Origin of the sequence: Vibrio cionasavignyae (assembly GCF_050337155.1) — a bacterium.
GTDB lineage: Bacteria > Pseudomonadota > Gammaproteobacteria > Enterobacterales > Vibrionaceae > Vibrio > Vibrio nomapromontoriensis.
Genome location: NZ_JAKJSR010000013.1, coordinates 129,958 through 150,394, shown reverse-complemented (window position 1 = coordinate 150,394; position 20,437 = coordinate 129,958). Strand labels below are relative to the sequence as shown.

Here is a 20,437-nt window from a genome sequence, read left to right as displayed (position 1 = left end):
CGTACCACATGGTGCGGCGAGCAATACGCAGTATGTATAGCAATAATGGACTAAACGATAGTGATGAAGAGTAAATTTGCCTCCCTGATTCAGGGAGGCTTTTTTATGTCCCGCAGAGAAATGGCGCTGGCTCCTGGTTTTATGTGTTTTTTATGCAATATATCTATTCTTGACTTCTCGTAGACTCGGTTCTCAACTAGTCTTAGGCTGTGTTAATTCAATGTGTTATCCATCATGCCAAACGCCCGTAACAATCAGAAAAAATGGTCTCTGCCACTTCATGTTCATATGACTGCCATGTTCGTAATATTGGTGGTGTTGGTTTGTGGGGTGCAAATTTGGATTACACAATCAAGCTTGAGCAAAGTGCTACTCAATGCCAACGAAAATTTGTTTGAGCGCATAACTAGCGAGACTCGCAGTAATATGTCGTATCACTTTGGCCCTGCTTTTAGCATTGTTGATGCCTATTCCGCTGGAGAACTGATTCGAGAGGCTGACCCTAGTAAGCGTTTTGCATTTGTACCAGAGCTAGTCTCCCAGCTTAGAGCCAATCGTCATCTATTCTCATTGAAAGCGGGATTTCCAGACGGGGAGTGGTTGGCGGTTGCTAGAGTACAAGATGATGATATTCGAAAAAAAATGCGTGTGGGTCCGAATGCTGAGTTTGCTGCGTTTAACTACAGCGTTGTGACTGAAGAGCTAGTGGTGAAAAGTTACAATAACCAATTGGTATTGCTTGAAACGAACATCATTGAAGATTTAAAGCTCGATCCTAGGAAGGGAGATTGGTTTCGTAACTCGGTGTTGACAATCTCTAAGGTGTCCAAACCTTACTACATGCCACTTTTGGGTCGTACAGGGATTACTTTGCATAGAAAAGCAACGAATGGCGCCGTGTTTGGCGCAGACATTCTGCTCGATCAAGTGTCTATGGTATTGCAAGATTCGGACGAAAGTCGCGATGCGTTAAGAGTACTGTATGACAATGATTATAATGTTTATGCGTATAGCCAACCTGAACTATTTCAAGTTAGAGACGCGCTAAGGCAAGCGACACTACTCAAGCTGACCGACATTGACCACCCATTAATTGCAAGTACTACCAATTTTTCAGCGTTTGGTGAACAAGCCAAAGAGATCATCTATAAAGGTGAGAAATGGGTGGTTAAAATCGATCGTCTAAAAGGGACCCGAGACCAATTGTTTAACTTGGCGATGGCAGTAAAATCGGATCAATTGCTTAAGGATGCAAACGCGGTCGCTCAGCGCTCCATTGTGGGTTCATTTTTTGCGTTATTATTGGTGCTACCTTGCATTTATTATATGTCGCAGTGGTTGGCAAAGCCTATACGACAAGCAACAAACAAAGCGAGAACGATTCAGCATTTTAAGTTTAATGATGGTACGCAAGAACGCTCCCGTGTTTCTGAAATAATTGCGATGTCGGACTCCTTAAATGCGATGCAATCAACAATTCAACGCTTTTTGTCACTGACTAACTCGATGGCCAAGGAAGATGACCTTGAACGGTTATTAGCACTGGTGTGTAGTGAGACGGCAAAAGCAACCCTAGCCAATAGTACTTATATCTATCTGCTAAACGATGATGAAACCTTGCTTGAGCCCAAATATGTTCATTTGAAAACTCGTGGTGAGCTAGATGTTTCTAAAGCATTACGATTATCGTTAAACGATCCTAATCTTGCAGAAGAACGCCATCAGTTTTTTAATATGAAACAGGCGATTTATGTGCCTTCCGAAGAGGTGCTACCCTATATTACGCGCGAAAAAAATACCGATAACTTACTGTTTGTTCCGCTAATGGATAGACAGAAAAATGTAATTGGTGCCTTGGGCTTGGGTTTTGACAGAGCAAATGAACACTTAGTGCTTAAAGATAACCTAGAATACATTGAAGCTCTTGCCGCCTACGCTTCTGTGACTATTGAAACGCAAACGATGTTGTTAAGCCAGCGTGAGCTACTGGACTCGTTTATTCAGGTCATGGCCGAAGCGATCGATACTAAATCTCCTTATACAGGGAATCATTGCCAAAGAGTTCCGGTATTAACGGAGATGTTAACAAAAGCAGCTCAAGAGCAAGAAGATGGCCCATTTGCTTCTTTTTCTTTGACAAAAGAACAATGGGAAGAGCTACACATTGCGGCATGGTTGCACGATTGTGGAAAGGTAACGACGCCAGAGCATGTGATTGATAAGTCGACGAAACTTGACACCATTTACAATCGAATTCATGAGATTCGGATGCGGTTCGAAATTCTTAAACGTGATGCAGAACTGAGCTTGTATCACGCTAGACCCGAGAGTGCGTTATCGGAGGTAGAGCGGGCTTACTTAAATAAACAGCAGCAAGCCATTGACGAAGATTTTGCACTCATTGCGAAGGCTAATACGGGTGATGACTATCTTAGCGATAAAACGCTAAAGAAGATTGCAGAGATAGCTAAGCAAAGATGGACTGCAACGATTGACCCTAGATTAGGGTTATCGAGGGAGGAGCAGTCTCGTTATGCTGCTTCGGAATTTAAAGCGAATAGCGACGAGCCTGTACTGAAGGATGGCGTTGAGCATTTAATTGCTTGGGAGAAAGAACCCGAGCGGGAGCCTCGGTTTATATTAAAGGCGGGGGAATACCAAAATAACTTGGGCGAGCTATATAACCTATCGACAAGGAAGGGGACGCTAAATCCAGAAGAACGTTACATTATTAACAGTCATATGATTGCAACGTTGAGAATGTTAGAGCGCTTACCATTTCCCAAAGCGATGAAAAATGTCCCTTTGTTGGCGGGAAGTCACCATGAGCGAATGGATGGCACTGGCTATCCTTTAGGCTTGCGAGGGGAAGAGCTACCGTTGCCAGCACGAGCGATGGCGATAGCGGATGTGTTTGAGGCGTTGACGAGTCAAGATCGCCCCTATAAACAACCTAAAAGCTTGTCGGACACATTGTCGATTATGAGTTTGATGGTTAAAGATGGTCACCTTGATGGTGAACTGTTTGAACTATTCTTGACCTCTGGCGTTTACTTACAATACGCACAGCGTTACGTCTCCACTAACCAAATTAGTGAAATCGATATCACCGATTATTTTGGTACGAATACAATGTGAGATGAATGAAGCTAACCTATTCTTACTATTATTATAATCGTAGATAGGAATGAAGATGACGAATAACCATAGAGGTGGGAGTTGGACGCAGTATCCTCTTCATATTCACATTTCGAGTTTGTTTTTGGTGGTTGTTCTCGCGGTGAGTAGCGTTCAAATTTGGTTAACACAGAATAGCTTAAGTGAGGTGTTGCTGGATGCCAATGAGCATCTGTTTGATCGTATTGCCAAAGAGACCCAAGCTAATCTTACGGTGCATTATCAACCCGCTTATACTGCGGTAGAGGCTCTATCTAAAGGGGAACTGTCGAGGTATGTGACAGCAAAAGAACGGGTAACAGCGATACCGGCGGTGGTCAGTATGCTTTCCTCTAGCCCTTATGTTTTGTCCTATTCTATTGTGTTTCCAAACGGTGATTTTTTCTCAGTCTATCGGCTCTATGATGACATGATGCGCCGTAAGCTGAAGGTTGAAGCAAATACAGCATTTGTCATATTTAATTATTCAAGTGATGCTGACAAACTAATGACGTATGAGTTAAATGATCAGCATCATTTGCTTGTTAGTGAGCAAAGGTCAGAGCTGTATTTAGATCCAAGAGAAAAAGCGTGGTATCAGCAGGCTCAGGTTGATACGTTGTTGTTGTCGAGCCCGTACTATTTCTCTTTAGTAGGAAAAATAGGCACAACGATAACTAAGCGTGCGACGAATGGTGCAGTCGTGTCTGCCGATTTAACGTTGGATAAAATATCAGATGTGTTGTCCGGCTCGGTCACGAGAGAGTCGTCATTTCGAGTTCTATTTGATGGGAAAAAACGGCTATATGCTTACAGTGATCCTGAGTTAATCCAAGTACAGGAAGAGGTAAGAAAGAGTGCCAATTTACATATTGGCGATATAGCGAACCCTATTGTCAAAGAAGCTGTTGAGACTGTTGGGCTTGCTTTGGAGCGTTCAATTGAATTTGAAGCGCAAGGTGAGCATTGGATTGGTCGTATTGAGGCGTCAACCGCAAAATCAGGGCATGATCTGTATTTGTTAATGGTGGTGAAATCAAGCGAGTTATTGGATAAATCACAGACTATTGCAAAAACGTCCGTGTATGCTTCCCTGATTATATTGCTTATTGCGTTGCCTCTGGTTTATATCATTGCACAGCAGATAGCTAAGCCGATAAAGAAAGCCACAGAAAGAGCGCGTAGAATTGAGCAGTTTGATTTTAAGTTAGGCGATGAAAGCAAATCACACATTAAAGAGATACATGACTTATCTCGTTCTTTATGCGCCATGCAGGTCACCATCTCAAATTTTTTAACGTTAACTCGCAATATTGCCAAAGAGCAGGATTTAGAGAAACTTTTAGAGCTGTTACATGCAGCAGCCTTAGACTCGTCAGAGGCGACTCAGGCCTATATCTACCTCTCTGATGCCAATATGCGCTTGAATCCCCACTGTATAATGAAGAAAAATGGCGAGCTACTGCCCGTTGACTCTACCAAATTCATAGATATGGATGACCCTAAGTTCACCTCGTTTCGTGAAAAGTTCCTCGCGTCTGACTCAACACTCGTTTATGGGTATGACCACGCAAAAGCATATATTCAGGGCATCTCTGCGCATGAGTCCTTTTTGTTTATCCCGTTGTTTGATAGGCGTAATCAATTACTAGGTGGCTTTGGCTTGACGATGGACTCACGAGTGGTAGATGAGCTTCTTACTTATAAACTGCCTTATATTAAGGCTCTAACGGAATACACATCAGTCGCAATTGAAACTAGCCAAATATTAGCGGACCAACAGGCGTTGATGCAGGCATTTATTGAGGTTATGGCAGGCGCTGTCGATACTAAGTCGCCATACACCGGGAATCATTGTCAGCGCGTCCCAGTACTTACCGAAATGCTGACACAAGCGGCTGTCGAGGCTAAAAGTGGGCCATTTTCTCAGTTTACGTTAAATGATGAACAGTGGCAGGAACTGCATTTAGCCGCTTGGTTGCATGATTGCGGGAAAATAACTACACCGGAATATGTAGTGGATAAGGCTACTAAGTTGGAAACCATTTATAACCGGATTCACGAGATTAGAACTCGTTTTGAAGTGTTAAAGCGCGATGCACATATTGCCACATTATCAGAAGCATTAGACGACTCGTTGGATGCTCAGTCTTTACAGCGATTGGAAGATGAGTGGCAGAAGTTAGATGATGACTTTGCATTTATCGCACAAACGAATATTGGCGGTGAGTTCCTTGATGACGAATCGCTGGCGCGGATTCAAGCAATAGCGCAACGGCAGTGGAAGAAAAGTATCGATGAACGGTTAGGGTTGGCATGGGAAGAGCGCCGTCGGTACAGCGATTTGCCTTTTGATGGCCCAAGTGAAACGTCGGTATTGACCGATGATGATACTCATAACATACCTTGGAAAACGCCGCCTAAAACGGATGGACGTTTCAATTTGAAGCCGCCTACGTATCAAAATCAGTTAGGAGAAGTTTATAATCTCTCAGTTAGAAGAGGGACATTAAATAATGAAGAGCGTTATATTATTAACAATCATATTGTTGAAACGATACGCATGCTCGAGAGTTTGCCATTCCCTAAATCTATGCGTCATGTGCCAATTATCGCTGGTGGGCATCATGAAAAGGTAGATGGTAGCGGTTACCCTCTAGGGCTTAAAGGGGAAGAGATGCCTATTACCGCCAAGGTGATGGCATTAGCGGATGTCTTTGAAGCGCTAACGAGTGCTGATAGACCTTATAAAAGCCCTAAAACGTTATCGGAATCGCTGCGTATTATGTCCTTTATGGTTAAAGACCGTCATTTAGACCGGGCGCTATTTCATTTATTTCTAGAGTCTGGCGTTTACCAAGTCTTTGCTGAGCAGTTTTTACAGCCAAGCCAAATTGATGAGGTGATTATTGCCGATTATTTATTGGTAGGAAGCGATGAGTAGTAAGAAGAGGCGAATGGTAGGAAGAGACAAGTTGTAGATAGATACAAAAAGAAAACCGGTTCAGCGAAGTTGGTCGTTACGCTGAATCGGCTTGTATCGCAGTGAGAATATTACTCCAAAGGGGGAGTAACTCTTTGGTCTAGTAGGGCATTACTCGGTTACGACCTGAGCGCTTGGCATCGTAGAGCTGTTTATCGGCTTTATCGACAAGCGTGTCATAGGTATCCCCTTCTACAAATTCGGCAACGCCAAATGAAGCGGTGACGTTACCCATTTTATTGCCGCTTTTGCGATCTTTGATCGCCATTTTTTCAATCGATAACCTTATGGTATCGGCCATTTGACGCGCAACTCGTAGCGATTTGTTTGGGACGATTAGAGCAAACTCTTCACCACCAAATCGGTAGGCGCTGATACCACCGCGACACGCTTGCTTAAGGCGTTGAGCGATCCCTTTTAGTATGGTGTCACCAAATAAGTGTCCTAGTTCGTCGTTAAATTTCTTGAAATGGTCGATATCGAGAAAGATAAGGCTCATAGGTTGCTTTGCATCACAGAACATCGTGAGATCTGCATCGAATGCGCCGCGATTGTATATTGACGTTAAGCTATCGAACATCGCATTACATTGTACTTTAGCCAGTTCGACTTTTAGGCGGCTAATCTCGTCGCTAGCGCTTTTCAGCTGATTGTGAATAAAGTCAGTTGAGTGTCTAATATCGTTTGCTTCATCGACCAACTCTTGGATTAATGGCATGACCTCATCCAAAGTTGGGTTGTTATTGGCTTCGATACTCGAACTCAGTCCATCAAAACTTTTAGTTAGCACTTTTGAAAAGTCAGACGTATCAGCAATGGCATCCGTCATTGAACTTGAAACCTCGGTGACTAATGCTTCCATATTTTGTTTAAGGTTGCTCAGATCTACCTCGGCCTTATTAGCAATATGCTCTCGATACAGTGTATTGGCATTAACCGGAGGAAGTACATCGTAGTCTTTGAGTAGAGCATCGACTTGTTCATTAAGCTCTGGGACGGTTTGATCAACGTAGGTATACCATAGCGCATAGTTAGCAGGTGTGGCTGGAACATGATGCTTAACCATGAGAGGCACTGCTTTTTTTAGGTTAGCCGCAGATTTTTGGAAATTGTTTTTTTTCATGGTTGTTAGGTAGTCCTTAACATATCAATATAGCGAATCGTTCGCCTGAGGCATATTTCGAGTGACCATTCGGTAAACGGTTTTTTGATTATCTAACGACTTGATAGCTTTGTCACTTTTGAAACCACAGTTTTTGAAATAAGATGCGATTTTTCTTGATTTTGTATAAATTCGCGGTGAACCATTGTGTATTTGAATGCTTTGGTGGTTAAAGTATTGTTAAGTAGCATAGGATCCGTGATTATAGATAAGCTAAACGTCGATTTTTAGTGGATTCGTGAATATTGTTGGAGCGAATTACTCAAGTAAGACCTTTATTCCAAAATAAAGTCCAACCATTTGCTTTCGGATTATCTATTATTGTAAGAGACACTGTTTATAAGGAGATGTTATGCAGTTAGGTATATACCAAGTTAATGCATTTACCAGTGAGCCATTTAAAGGCAACCCTGCGGGTGTTTGCATTACCGATACCCCATTACCTGCATCGTTAATGTTGTCCATTGCTAAAGAAATGGCGATATCTGAAACTGCATTTTTATCTTTATCTGATAACCGACTTCGCTGGTTTACACCGAAAGTTGAAGTCGCCCTGTGCGGTCATGGAACATTAGCCACCGTCAACGTCATGGATGAAATGAATCTGCTTGATGAGACGGGAAATTTTACCTTCCATACCTTATCGGGGGAACTCCATGCCCATAAAAGTGGCGAGCGAATATCTTTAGACTTCCCTTTATATAGTGCAAATCCACTGACTCATTACCCGCAAGATAAATGCCAGGCATTAGGGATAAAAGAGGACGATATCGTCTTCTGGGGGGCGTTTGAAGGTGGTAAAGATTTTGTAGTGTTAAAGCATGAAGAGCTATTACGGCAACTGAATCCTAACTTCCATCAGCTTATTACCTGCGAAGGTCGTGCTATGGCAGTAACGGCACAGTCTAGTCGCCCTGATGTTGATTTTATTGCCCGTTATTTTGCTCCTTGGGTTGGGGTGGATGAGGATCCCGTCACCGGTTCGGCGTACTGTGCGCTTGCCCCTTATTGGGGAGAACAACTGAATAAGTGTTCGTTGATTGGCTACCAAGCGTCAGAGCGTGGTGGTTATGTTGGCATGATGTTGAAAGGTGAGCGTATAGAGTTAACGGGACAGGCGGTGACGTTAATCAGAGGAACCATTAGTGTTTGATCAAATATGGAGACCAAGGCTAGTTGAATTTATACAGCAAGAAATGACCACTGACGTAGCGCATGATTTAAACCATGTGCTGCGTGTGGTAAAAACGGCGACACAACTAGCTCTGGCGGAAGGCGCTAACTTGGACATAGTCCTACCAGCAGCCTATTTACATGATTGTTTTACCTATCCCAAAGATCATCCAGAGAGAAAGCAAAGTTCATTCATAGCGGCCAATAAAGCCAGCGATTTTCTTTCTACAATTGGTTATCCAAAACCTCATATCAGTGCCATTCATCATGCTATTGTTGCCCATAGCTATTCGGCTAATGTAGAGCCAACTTCGCTAGAGGCAAAAGTTGTTCAAGATGCGGATAGACTCGATGCTCTAGGCGCCGTTGGTGTTACGCGCTGTATTCAGGTGTCGGCAAGCTTAGGGCGAACATTATACTCAGTGAATGATCCGTTTTGTGCGGAAAGATCACCAGATGATAGCGAGTTTACAATCGACCATTTTTATACCAAATTGTTTTCGATTGCTAAAACGATGCGAACAGAGGCTGGACAGAATGAAGCGATGGTGAGAATGGAATTTATGCAGTCTTATTTAACGCAGTTAGAACGAGAGATATCATGATTGAACATCAAATCGAAAGAAAGCGCTTTGTGTACAGTAAAGACGGACAAGAGGGGGTGTTGGATTATAAATTGAATGGCAATAGCGTCAATTTTACTCATACTTTTGTTCCTGATGCTTTCCGTGGTCAAGGTGTTGCGAAACAATTGGTTGCCGAAGGGTTAAGTTGGGCAAAATCACAAGAGTATGAGATAGAAGCCGACTGTTGGTATGTCGCGAAAGCGCTTTCCTAGCGATTGGTTTGATTCATTGATGGGTAACTGTAACTGATAGCTAAGAGTAATTGGCAAGTAAGAATAATTGATAGGTAAGGATAAAAAAAGGGATGCCGGCTGAGTGGCATCCCTTTTGAGTTTTATCCTTGTTGGCTATCTCTTAACTTAGGCAACAACGATAAAGAATAGTGTGGTGGCAATAATACCAATCAGAGCGTAAGGGAACTGAGTGGTTGCGTGCTGCATGGATGTACAGCCAGAGCCCTGTGCAGACAGTACGGTAGAGTCACTAAAGAAACATGAGTGACTCCCCGCTGCAGAAGCTGAAAGCATTGCCGCTATCGTCAGGTGCAAGGGGACACCAATTTGGTTTGCCAGTGGCAAAATGATTGGCATCGCGACTGCAAAGGTTCCCCATGAAGATGCTGACGCAAAAACAAGTCCACCAGTAATCAAGAAGATAAGGGCAGGGAAGTACTGCGGCGACAAATATGGGCTTGCGGTTTCAATAACAAACTGTGTCAGACCAAGCGAGTCATTGACACTTTTCAACATGAAACCACCAATAACGGTTGCAAGTGGCAATAGCATGACCTTAATGCCGTCGTAAACCGCGTCAAATAGCTCATTCATCGTTACGAGTTTTTGGATGCCGTAAAAACAGATAGTAAAGATGATGGCAACAAATACCCCAGCAAGTAGATCTATCCCAAAGTACCAACTTGCCCCCACAAGGACGACCATCGGTAACAAGAAGTTGATCAATCCCATCGTTGGATTGGAGTGGGCTTTGATGTCAGCACCAAAATCGATATCGGTCGCACCATCCGGTTTCACTTGACCTGCTTTGGCACGGGCTTCCGCTACTTTCATTGCGCCTAAGTCTGGCATTTTTCCCATTGCGACTAAAAACACAATGATCAACGTTACCCAGCCGTAAGCCATATAAGGAATGGCTTCGATGTAGGCGGCAATACCTTTACCTGGTTCAGCCACGCCATTGGCTTCAAGCAGTGAGCTAAAGAAGATTGCCCAGGTGGAAATAGGCACCAAAATACAGATGGGAGCCGCAGTGGAATCCACCATATAGGCAAGTTTCTCACGAGAGACTTGGTAGCCATCAGTGATTTTTTTCATCGATGATGAGATGGCAATTGCATTGAGGTAGTCATCAATAAAGATCAAAATGCCGAGAAAAAAGGTCATCAAAAGTGATTGGTTGCGGCTTTTAACTTTATTAACCAGCATGTCACTGAAGCTAAGGATACTGCCGCCTTTTTCGAGCACCGCAATTAATCCGCCCATTAAGCCACAGACCAAAATGATCCAAGCAATGGTTTCATTCATCATGACATCCATAGAGATGCCAACAATTTGTTCAACGGCTTCAGTAGGGTTAATCAGTAAGACACCGGCAATGGTGCCACTAAATAGTGCTTCGACGGTTCGGTGCGTTGTTAAGGCGAAGACCAAAACTAAACTAGTGGGTAATAAACTCATCCAGCCATAACTTTCCCCTGGAATATGATTCAGTCCAATGGTGGTAAAAGTAATGAACAGGAACACGATACTAAGGCTTACCGCCACGTGTTTACTGCTGAGTTTAAACGACGCATCCAGCGCCTTGGTTTGGGTAGTCATAGAAACAAATTCCTTCTGTTATGCCGAGTGTAACATCCAGTCGATTTCTAGCGGCGTGATGATGCGCTCAAATTCGATGAGTTCACTTTGTTTGCAAGCAAGGTAGAGATCGATGAAGTCCTTAGAGAAATACTCACCTAATTCACTGTTTTCGAGTTGAGTTAGGGCATCGGACATGCGCGTAGGCAAGTCGATAGCGGTATCGCTCAGAGCAGGAGGACATTGATCTTGGTTATAGTTATTACTCGCAAGTACTGCAGAGAGCACAACGGCAGCGAGGATGTAAGGGTTTACGTCGGCGCCGGCAATGCGGTGCTCTATGCGACGGTTTTTTCCGTCACTGATTGGAATACGAAGTGCAACGCCTCGGTGGTTTTCACCCCAATCGGCTTTGGTTGGAACATAGGCTCCTGGAACAAAGCGACGGTATGAGTTGACGTTAGGACACAGCAGTGCCATCGAGTCAGAAATATGGGACAGCATTGCGGTAAGGGTTTGATAAAAAAGTGGACTTGCAGTGTCGTCTGGCAGAGAAAACAGGTTATTGCCTTTATCGTCAACCAGACTGATGTGCATATGTTGTCCATTGCCCGCTTCTTCTAGGAATGGTTTCGCCATGAACGTGGCATCAAAGCCGTGCTTATGAGCAACTTGTTTTATAAGTCGTTTTGAAAAGATGATTTCATCGCAAACACGTAGTACATCTTGGGAGTGATTGAAGTTAATTTCAAATTGACCCGGAGCCGATTCAGACAGTGCTCCTGCGGTATTCAATCCTTGTTGCGCAGCGGCGTTGTTTAAATCCGCAAGGAAATCAGCATAATCATCAAGCCCATCAACGTCGTACACTTCAGTATCGCGTTCGCGACGATTTTTGGTTGGGTTAATAGCGGTTTGCAATTCACCGTTTTCACCACGCACTTTGTCTATTAAGTAAAATTCAAGCTCAAGTGCCACGACAGGAAATTGATTGTTGCTGTGAAGTTGATTAAGCATGCGATCGATAATATTGCGGATGAAAAGGTGATGGGGTGTTTTGCCGTCATCTTCCATCATACTGAGTAATATTTGTCCGGTTTGCTCTTTTGCAGTGGGTAATAGGCTACCTAGGACAGGAAAGCATAGATTGTCCGGTTCACCAAGGTCTTCGCCCAAACCAGCAGATTCAACCACGGCGCCTTTTGTATCCAGCGTGATGGTTGAAAGGGGGAGCGCAACGCCTTTCGCGAGTTTCTCCAGTGCATTAACTGGAATTCGCTTACCTCTTGGGGTTCCGTTTAGGTCGGTAAATATAAGGTCAACGTATTCAATTTCAGGCCACTTTTGGCGAAAATTTTTAACTTCCTGTAGATATGCTTCCATCTTTACTACTCCTGATAGCCCGGTGTAATCAGTGACACTTAGGCTTGATTTAACAATTTCACTACAAAAACCACGTTAATAATATGGTTAATAGCCAAATTACACATTAACTATTTGATTTTTATTGGTATTTGTTAGGTCTTATTTGTTTGGTGCTTGTTTGTTTGTTAACTAATTTGTAACAGTTGATCGCCTTTTGCTCAATATTTCGAACGAAATTAGTGTTTTTTTTAACCAAAATAGGGACGGCAATCACATTTTGGCATCTATTTCGAACACGGGTGTTGATAATTTTGTACGTCGCTTGTAGTGTTTTTGTTAAATAAATCGAACGTGGATGTGACAATGTCTGAAATAAGAAAACCAATGATCGGACTCGTAAGTTGTAGAAAGTCGCTGGCCGGTTACCAGATACAAGCACTGAATGAGTTTTATCTTCAGGCAATCAGAGACTTTGGAGGAACACCTCTTATTCTTCCTTCTTCGATTGAAGCCTCTGAACTTGATCGAGTGCTCAGTGTTTGCGATGGGTTGGTGTTTCCTGGCAGTCACTCTAATGTTGCGCCTCACCGCTATAACGGCACACATGAAGAAGCGAAAAAAGATGAAGACAGAGATGAACTAGCGATTACGTTAATACGTCAAGCTATTGATAAAAACATACCGTGTTTAGGGATCTGTCGTGGTTTCCAAGAAATGAATGTGGCGCTGGGAGGCTCGCTTGATCCTGCTGTGCATGAATCTGGCTACAACGATCACCGTGAAAACCCCGTTGAGGAATTTGACGAAAAATATGCACCTGCTCATCCCGTTATGGTTGAGGCTGGTGGCGTTATTTCAAAATGGTTACAGCAAGAACAATGGCAAGACACGTCATCATTTGAAGTGAACACATTGCACAACCAAGGAGTGAAAACGCTGGCAAGTGCACTACGAGTTGAGGCCAAAGCACCAGATGGTTTAGTTGAAGCATTCAGTTTACCTGGGCAAAAATACTTTGTTGGCGTGCAGTGGCACCCAGAATGGCAAGCAAAAACCAATCATTTCTCACAAATTTTATTTAAAGAATTTATTATGTCCGCTTCAGATTGATTTAAGGACTGAATAATGGACAACCAGCAAATTGGTAAAAATATTGCGCAATTAAGAAAAGAGCGTGGATGGTCACAACGAGAGTTGGCGGAAAAGGCGGGCATTACACACAGCGCAATTTCCTCGATCGAGAATGGTAAGGTCAGTCCATCGGTGAGTTCGTTGCAAAAAATAGTGAACGAATTTTCATTGTCACTCTCCGAGTTTTTTACCTTAGAGCAGCAGAGTGACAAAAAAGTAAAAGTGCTGGTGAAGAATGATGAGTTAATTGAAATTGGCAGCAAGTTAGTTTCAATGAAACTAGTCAGCAATGGCAGTAATAAACAAGAAATTGGATTCCTGATTGAAGAATATGCACCGCATAGCACAACAGGGTCGGCCAATATTAAACATGAAGGTGAGGAAGTCGGCACCGTTTTAGACGGTGAAGTTGAGCTGGAATACGATGGCGAAACTTATCTGATTAAAGCGGGTGAGTCTTATGTTATTGACACCACGATTCCTCACAAATTTACTAACCACTCCGATAAGGCATGCAGAATGATTAGTGCCCACACGCCTAAAGCATTCTAGCGCCTTGAGGTAAGCAAGGAGCGCGTATGAAAACGCAAGAGCAATGGATTGAATTTAAAGACGCATTAGCGATAGAGCAGCGAGCTTTCTTAAATGGAGAGTATCGTGATGCAATACAAGGTGAAACGCTAGAGGTCGTCAATCCAGCGACAGATGAAATCATAGCGACTATTCCTCGCTGTCAATCTGGCGATGTGGATCTTGCGGTTAAGTACGCGAGGCAAGCGTTTATCGAAGGTGAATGGAGCCAGAGTGCGCCTTCACATCGTAAAGCGGTGCTAATGAGATTTGCCGCGCTCATTGATGCCAATACAGAAGAACTAGCCATGTTAGAGACACTGGATACGGGTAAGCCGATATCGCACAGTGTGTCGACTGATATTCCAGGGTCTGCCCAGTCCATTCGTTGGTACGCAGAAGCGATTGATAAAGTGTATGGAGAGGTCGCTCCGACTGAAAAAAATGTCCATGCGTTTGTTTCCCATCAAGCTATTGGCGTTGTGGCGGCGGTAGTCCCTTGGAACTTCCCGCTTTGGCTCGGAAGCTGGAAACTAGGTCCGGCATTAGCAGCAGGCAACAGTGTCATTCTTAAGCCTTCCGAGAAGTCTTCGCTGAGTGCAATTTTCCTTGGGAAATTGGCCAACGAAGCAGGGATCCCAAGCGGCGTATTCCAAGTCGTCACAGGGTTTGGTCATGAAGCCGGTGAAGCGCTAGCAAGACATGATGATGTTGATTGTATTGCATTTACTGGCTCGACTCGTGTTGCAGGACATTTGATGATCAGCTCTGGTGAAACCAACCTCAAGCGAGTGTGGGCAGAAGCGGGCGGCAAAAACGCCAATATTGTATTTGAAGATTATCAAGACCTTGATAAAGCGGCGGCAGAAACGGCGGCAGGATGTTTCTATAACCAAGGCGAAGTGTGTGTTGCTGCCACTCGGTTGTTAGTTCATGAAAGCATTAAAGATATTTTTATTGATAAAGTGATGTCGGCAGCACAGCGTTTTATGCCAAAAGATCCTATGGATCCCGCCTCATCCATGGGGGCATTGATTGACCGTGAGCATAAAGAAAAAGTGCTAGGTTATGTACAACTGGCTCAAGACGAAGGAGCAGTAGTCCGCTGTGGTGGTGATGTGGCAGGTGTCGGTGCTTTTGTTGAGCCCATCATCATTGATCAAGTGGATAACAAAATGCGCGTGGCACAAGAAGAAATATTTGGTCCTGTGCTGTGTGTGATTTCATTCAAAACCGAGCAAGAAGCCATTCAAATTGCCAATGACTCTAAATACGGACTGGGTGCCGCACTTTGGAGTGACAACCTAAATCGAGTTCACCGCGTGGCTAAGCAGCTAGAAGCTGGTTCTGTATGGGTGAACAACTACAACGAGGGCGATATGACCGTCCCATTCGGTGGCTTTAAAATGAGCGGAAACGGACGAGATAAATCGATCCACGCCATTGAAAAGTTTACTGAAACCAAAACGACGTGGATACGTCTCCAACCTTAGGCCAGTAGCGCTTAGTACCGTCATGCTTAGCCCTATAGGGATAGAACAAGCCGTGGCAACAACAAGGAATTGAATAATGAATAAACATACAGATTCATACTACGCGGACTCAATCTTAAATGTAAGTGAGTACCCACAACTGCGTGACAATATCGAGTGCGACGTGTGTGTCGTTGGTGCTGGATTTTCAGGTTTGTCGTCGGCGCTACATTTAGCAGAAAAAGGCTTTAAGGTTGTTATTTTAGAAAACGCAAAAGTGGGTTTTGGCGCATCGGGTCGTAACGGTGGACAAATCGTTAATAGCTACAGCCGCGACGTTGATGTGATTGAAAGTCGCTATAGTGAAAAACAAGCGAAAGCACTTTGCGACATGATTTTTGAAGGCGGCAGCATTATTCGTGGCTTAATCGATAAGCACAATATTGATTGCGACTTTAAACAAGGTGGCATGTTTACCGCTTTAAACTCTAAACAAATGAAAGGTTTAGAAGAACATAAAAAGCACTGGGAACGCTATGGCAACGACCAATTAAGTTTGTTAGATGCAGGTGAAGTAGAGACGGCGGTTGGCACAAAAGCCTACAAAGGTGCGCTACTTGATATGAGTGGTGGTCACATCCACCCACTTAAACTTGCTCTAGGTGAAGCCGCGGCAGTAACGGCTTTGGGTGGTCGAATTTTCGAACAGTCAGGGGTAACAAGAATAGAGAAAGGCGCTAACCCAGTTGCCCATACTGAGCACGGTAGCGTGAAAGCCAAGTACATGGTGTTAGCAGGCAATGCTTATTTAGGTGGCTTGGCGCCAAATATTAGTAACAAAGCTATCCCTTGTGGCACTCAGGTTGTGGCGACGGAGCCGTTGACAGAAGCACAGTTACAACAGGTTTTACCATCAGATTACTGTGTGGAAGATTGTAATTATCTATTGGATTATTTCCGCTTAAGTGCTGACAAACGTCTGCTGTTTGGTGGTGGCGTGGTGTATGGCGCTCGTGACCCTGAAAATATTGAATCACTACTGCGCCCTAAAATGGAGAAGATTTTTCCACAATTGAAAGGGATTGGTATTGATTATAAGTGGACGGGTAATTTCCTACTGACGTATTCGCGTATGCCTCAATTTGGCGCTTTCGCTGACAATATCTATTACTTGCAAGGATACAGTGGTCACGGTGTTACGTGTACGCACCTAGCGGGTAAGCTATTGGCCGAAGCCTTGGCGGGTCATGCTGAGCGTTTTGATGCATTCGCACAACTGACTCATATCGCTTTCCCTGGTGGCCGTCACTTTGCCATTCCAATGACGGCAATGGGTGCGGCGTACTACAACTTACGAGACAAATTAGCCATTTAATTACCCAATAACGAAATTAGTCCAACATTATGAACGACGAATGATGACAAAACCATAATCACCGTTCAATAACGTGAAACAAGAAAAAAGAAGCGCCTGCTATGACGGGCGCTCATCAGCCAAAATCAACGATAAGATAAAGGAAGATCTCATGAGTAGAGTAGTTAAATTCGCCGCGCTTCAATTGTCCAAAACGTGGGACCTTGAAGCCAATATGACCAAAATCAAAAGCGCTATCCGCGAAGCGGCGGCAAACGGCGCTAATGTGGTTGTCCCCCAAGAGCTGTTCGCTGCCCCTTACTTTTGTAAGAAGCAAGAATCCAAATACTTTGAACTCGCGGAAGAGTTTGATACCAGCCCTTTGATTCATACCATGAGTGAACTGGCAAAAGAGTTAAACGTTGTGATTCCGGTGAGCTATTTTGAGAAGGCAGGTAATACGTTTTTTAACTCACTTGTCATGATTGATGCTGATGGCACGATCTTGGAAAACTATCGCAAATCACACATCCCAGATGGTCCAGGTTATAGCGAAAAATACTACTTCAGCCCGGGTGATACTGGTTTTAAAGTTTGGAAAACCAAATTTGGTACGTTTGGCGCGGGTATTTGTTGGGATCAATGGTTTCCTGAATTGGCGCGTAGCCTTGCACTAAATGGTGCAGAAGCGATTTTCTACCCAACGGCGATTGGTTCTGAACCACAAGATTTAACGCTTGATTCTCGTGATCACTGGCAGCGTACGATGCAAGGTCACTCTGCGGCTAACTTGGTACCCGTCGTTGCGGCCAACCGTGTTGGCGTGGAAGTGGACGACGGCATTGAGACCACCTTTTATGGATCATCGTTTATTACTGATCATACGGGTGGAAAACTGGCCGAAGCGCCACGAGAAGGCGAGACTATCGTGTATGCGGAAATCGATCTGCAGGCGACCACAAAAGCTCGTCATGCATGGGGCTTGTTCCGCGATCGTCGTCCTGATTTATATCAAGACGTGATGAGCATGGCGATATAGCGAGGTCACTATGAGACTCACAACAACACCAAAACAAGACGGGTTTTCTTTTCCAGCAGAATTTGAGCCAGTGAGAGAAGTGTGGTTAGCGTGGCCAGAGCGAAAAGACAATTGGCGTAATGATGCCATTCCTGCTCAGCAAACATTTGCCAATGTCGCGAACGCGATTGCAGATGTGGTACAGGTGACAGTGGCTGTGGCATCTGGACATTATGAACGTGCCCGCGCTTTACTGCATAGCTCAATTAAGCTAGTGGAAATGGATTATAACGACTCTTGGATGCGTGATATTGGACCAACGGTTGTTGTGAATGCTCTGGGTGAGCGCCGTGGCGTGAGTTGGAAGTTCAACGCGTGGGGGGGCGAGTTTAACGGCCTTTATGATGATTGGCGTGCAGATGATCAAGTGGCAGAGTCGGTGTGTGACGTTGCGGGTATGGATCATTATCGAGCGCCGATCGTGTTAGAGGGGGGATCCATTCATACTGATGGAGAAGGCACACTCTATACCACGGAAGAGTGCTTGCTTAGCCCCGGTCGTAACCCACAGCTAGAGCGTGCGGAAATCGAGCACAACTTGTGTGAGTATTTGGGTGCTGAGAAAATTGTTTGGTTACCGAAAGGTCTTTATAACGATGAAACCGACGGTCATGTTGATAACCTGATTCATGTTATTGGACCGGCGAAGGTGGTACTGAGTTGGACAGACGACCCATTTGATCCACAATTTAAACTTTCTCGTGAAGCTTATACCGCGCTAGCTAGCCAACAAGATGCGAAAGGGCGAACTATTGAGATCATCAAGATCCCTGTGCCGGGCCCCTTGTATTACACACAAGAAGAAGCGGATGGGATTGAATCCAGTGACGGAATGGTGCGTCAAGAAGGCGAACGATTAAGTGCCTCGTATGCGAACTTTCTCATGGTCAATGACCACGTGTTTCTTCCATTGCTTGATGAACAATTCGATCGCGTGGCAATAGAAATATTAGAACAAGCACTACCCGATTTCGACATCGTGGGTATCCCAACCAGAGAAGTACTACTGGGTGGTGGCAATATCCATTGTATAACACAGCAGATCCCTGCTTAATAATTTAGGTGTTTTCCGAATGCGCGTAGAGCCCAAGGAAGACGAAAAGAAGGTAAATTACCATGCAGCAAATACAGAATAAAAGCTTACTCTCTTTTATGACTTCTGCGGCTGAGCAGACGGTCACCGTAACTAACCCAGCAACAGGGGAGCAGGTAGGTCAAGCGCCAGTATCGAATGAAGCGGCATTAATGGACAGCATTGAACGTGCTCATATTGCCCAAAAAGAGTGGGCAAAACTGCCAGCTAAAACTCGCGCTGGCATGCTTAATCGTTGGTATCAATTGCTCCTTGAAAATAAAGATGATTTAGCGCGTATCATGACGTTAGAACAAGGTAAGCCATTAGCGGAAGCGGCGGGTGAAGTGCTTTATGGTGCCAGTTTTATTGAATGGTTTGCTGAGGAAGCGAAACGTACGTACGGCGAATCTATTCCAGGGCCTACAGCGGATAAGCGCTTAGTCACGATTAAGCAACCTATCGGCGTGGCTTGTGCAATTACGCCTTGGAATTTTCCTATTGCGATGATCACCCGTAAAGCGGGTCCGGCACTCGCCGCAGGCTGTAGTTTTATTGTTAAGCCGTCAGATTCGACGCCGTTGTCGGCATTCGCCGTTGTTGAGTTGGCTTATCAAGCGGGTATTCCTCGTGATGTGCTGCAGGTCGTTCTAGGTGAAAGTTCTCGCAAGATAGGTGCGATTTTCACATCCCACCCTCTGATTCGAAAATTGTCATTTACTGGTTCTACTCAAGTGGGCAGCGTATTGATGGCGCAAAGCGCCAAAGACATCAAACGCACCTCTATGGAGCTAGGTGGCAACGCCCCGTTTATCGTTTTTGAGGATGCGGATATCGATGCTGCGGTTCAAGGCGCAATGGCATCAAAATTTAGAAACGCAGGACAGACGTGTGTGTGTGCTAACCGATTTTACGTACACGACGCAGTATACGATGAGTTTGTGACTAAATTTGATGCCGCCGTTCAACAGCTCAAAATCGGCAATGGTTTAGATGAAGGGGTCAATATTGGTCCGGTTATTAACGAATCAGCGAAGCAAGGCATTCAAGCTCTGATTGACCGTGCAATTGAGCAAGGCGCAACACCGACAACAGAAATTAAGGCGATGGATGGGCTCTTTATGCAGCCTGTTATTTTGAAAGATGTCACGCACAATATGGACATCATTCAAGAAGAAATCTTCGGCCCTGTCGCGCCAGTGGTACGTTTTGAAACTGACGAAGAATTGATTGAAATGGCTAACGATACGATTTACGGCTTAGCATCGTATTTCTATAGCCAAAATATCCACCGTGTTTGGAAGGTAGCAGAAGCTCTAGAGTACGGCATGGTAGGCATCAATGAAGGCATTATATCAACAGAAGTTGCGCCATTTGGTGGCGTGAAACAATCGGGTATTGGACGTGAAGGCGCAAAACAAGGGATAGACGAATATATGGACGTTAAATACCTATGTTTTGGTGGCAATTAAGAAGGAATT

The 20,437-nt window shown here is 44.4% G+C and carries 15 protein-coding genes; 12 read left to right on the top strand and 3 right to left on the bottom strand.

The genetic code is table 11. From position 1 onward, the window contains the following. Positions 1-234 precede the first annotated feature (234 nt). Together L4D74_RS10275 and L4D74_RS10270 are read left to right on the top strand one after the other, a co-directional pair. Positions 235-3,138: an HD-GYP domain-containing protein gene (locus L4D74_RS10275; RefSeq protein WP_428752046.1), complete on the top strand. Its 2,904-nt coding sequence runs from the start codon at positions 235-237 to the stop codon at positions 3,136-3,138. Positions 3,139-3,193: 55 nt separating this feature from the next. Further along, positions 3,194-6,100 carry an HD domain-containing phosphohydrolase gene (locus L4D74_RS10270; protein ID WP_428752045.1) on the top strand — a complete coding sequence of 969 codons (2,907 nt, stop codon included), beginning with the start codon at positions 3,194-3,196 and terminating at the stop codon, positions 6,098-6,100. Between the two features lie 139 nt (positions 6,101-6,239). On the opposite strand, the gene L4D74_RS10265 is transcribed toward L4D74_RS10270, so the two are convergent. Further along, positions 6,240-7,262: a GGDEF domain-containing protein gene (locus L4D74_RS10265; RefSeq protein WP_428752044.1), complete on the bottom strand. Its 1,023-nt coding sequence runs from the start codon at positions 7,260-7,262 to the stop codon at positions 6,240-6,242. Between the two features lie 391 nt (positions 7,263-7,653). Between L4D74_RS10265 and L4D74_RS10260 the strand changes: the two genes are divergently transcribed. From L4D74_RS10260 to L4D74_RS10250, 3 genes are read left to right on the top strand one after another with little or no spacing between them, the layout of a single operon-like run. Further along, on the top strand, positions 7,654-8,454 hold the full coding sequence (locus L4D74_RS10260) for a PhzF family phenazine biosynthesis protein (RefSeq protein WP_428752043.1): 801 nt from the start codon (positions 7,654-7,656) through the stop codon (positions 8,452-8,454). A 43-nt stretch (positions 8,455-8,497) separates the two neighbouring features. Continuing rightward, entirely contained in the window at positions 8,498-9,079 is a 582-nt protein-coding gene (locus tag L4D74_RS10255) for an HD domain-containing protein (RefSeq protein WP_428752115.1), read from the top strand. Continuing rightward, positions 9,076-9,312 carry a GNAT family N-acetyltransferase gene (locus L4D74_RS10250; protein ID WP_428752042.1) on the top strand — a complete coding sequence of 79 codons (237 nt, stop codon included), beginning with the start codon at positions 9,076-9,078 and terminating at the stop codon, positions 9,310-9,312. Before L4D74_RS10255 ends, L4D74_RS10250 begins: the two co-directional genes overlap by 4 nt. 147 nt (positions 9,313-9,459) lie before the next feature. Here the strand turns inward: L4D74_RS10250 and L4D74_RS10245 are convergent, their stop codons facing one another. Next, positions 9,460-10,935, bottom strand: coding sequence for a Na+/H+ antiporter NhaC family protein (locus L4D74_RS10245; RefSeq protein ID WP_428752041.1), 1,476 nt, complete (start codon positions 10,933-10,935; stop codon positions 9,460-9,462). 18 nt (positions 10,936-10,953) lie between these two features. Then, positions 10,954-12,297: a glutamine synthetase family protein gene (locus tag L4D74_RS10240; protein WP_428752040.1), complete on the bottom strand. Its 1,344-nt coding sequence runs from the start codon at positions 12,295-12,297 to the stop codon at positions 10,954-10,956. A gap of 345 nt (positions 12,298-12,642) precedes the next feature. On the opposite strand from L4D74_RS10240, the gene L4D74_RS10235 reads away from it, so the two are divergent. The 7 genes from L4D74_RS10235 (at position 12,643) to L4D74_RS10205 (ending at position 20,428) form a co-directional block, all read left to right on the top strand. Then, complete coding sequence (locus tag L4D74_RS10235; RefSeq protein WP_428752039.1) at positions 12,643-13,389, top strand: gamma-glutamyl-gamma-aminobutyrate hydrolase family protein; 747 nt, start codon at positions 12,643-12,645, stop codon at positions 13,387-13,389. Between the two features lie 15 nt (positions 13,390-13,404). Beyond that, a complete protein-coding gene (gene puuR, locus L4D74_RS10230) occupies positions 13,405-13,962 on the top strand; it encodes an HTH-type transcriptional regulator PuuR (RefSeq protein WP_428752038.1) in 558 nt (185 codons plus the stop codon). Positions 13,963-13,988: 26 nt separating this feature from the next. Beyond that, positions 13,989-15,473: an aldehyde dehydrogenase gene (locus L4D74_RS10225; RefSeq protein ID WP_428752037.1), complete on the top strand. Its 1,485-nt coding sequence runs from the start codon at positions 13,989-13,991 to the stop codon at positions 15,471-15,473. Between the two features lie 76 nt (positions 15,474-15,549). After that, positions 15,550-16,827: an NAD(P)/FAD-dependent oxidoreductase gene (locus tag L4D74_RS10220; protein ID WP_428752036.1), complete on the top strand. Its 1,278-nt coding sequence runs from the start codon at positions 15,550-15,552 to the stop codon at positions 16,825-16,827. A gap of 151 nt (positions 16,828-16,978) precedes the next feature. After that, a complete protein-coding gene (aguB, locus tag L4D74_RS10215) occupies positions 16,979-17,845 on the top strand; it encodes an N-carbamoylputrescine amidase (RefSeq protein WP_428752035.1) in 867 nt (288 codons plus the stop codon). Between the two features lie 10 nt (positions 17,846-17,855). Further along, positions 17,856-18,938 (top strand): agmatine deiminase, encoded by a 1,083-nt coding sequence (gene aguA, locus L4D74_RS10210; RefSeq protein ID WP_428752034.1) that lies wholly within the window; start codon positions 17,856-17,858, stop codon positions 18,936-18,938. Positions 18,939-19,000: 62 nt separating this feature from the next. Beyond that, positions 19,001-20,428 carry an NAD-dependent succinate-semialdehyde dehydrogenase gene (locus L4D74_RS10205; RefSeq protein ID WP_428752033.1) on the top strand — a complete coding sequence of 476 codons (1,428 nt, stop codon included), beginning with the start codon at positions 19,001-19,003 and terminating at the stop codon, positions 20,426-20,428. Positions 20,429-20,437: the final 9 nt, after the last annotated feature.